Origin of the sequence: Alcanivorax sp. HI0007, assembly GCF_001635525.1 — a bacterium.
Classification (GTDB): Bacteria; Pseudomonadota; Gammaproteobacteria; order Pseudomonadales; family Alcanivoracaceae; genus Alcanivorax.
Genome location: NZ_LWEJ01000050.1, coordinates 1 through 284, shown reverse-complemented (window position 1 = coordinate 284; position 284 = coordinate 1). Strand labels below are relative to the sequence as shown.

General features: G+C 56.7%; 1 protein-coding gene. It reads left to right on the top strand.

Annotated features, from left to right (window positions below):
• A complete protein-coding gene (locus tag A3714_RS17470) occupies window positions 1–129 on the top strand; it encodes an AraC family transcriptional regulator (RefSeq protein ID WP_156493816.1) in 129 nt (42 codons plus the stop codon).
• Window positions 130–284 lie beyond the last annotated feature (155 nt).

Here is a 284-nt window from a genome sequence, read left to right as displayed (position 1 = left end):
ATGCCCCTGGAAAAGATTGCCGACCAGCTTGGCTACAGCGATCAGGCCAGTTTCAGCAAGGCCTATCGGAGCTGGACCGGTCGCACCCCGGGGGAGGTTCGTCGCACCAGCCGCCCTGACCGCAACTGATGGAAATTGACCTAATCGCTCCGGGGCAAGGCGCTAGGGTTTTTCCCTTTCAGGATCATTCCCACTAGTATCGGGGTTGCCCCCATACAAGCAATAACAAGCAGGATACACCCATGAAGAAGCTGATTACCGCCGTCACTACGGTTCTTGCTCTC

Coding starts and splice junctions, on each gene's coding strand:
- A3714_RS17470 (WP_156493816.1), top strand. CDS start 1: ATGCCCCTGGAAAAGATTGCCGACCAGCTTGGCTACAGCGATCAGGCC.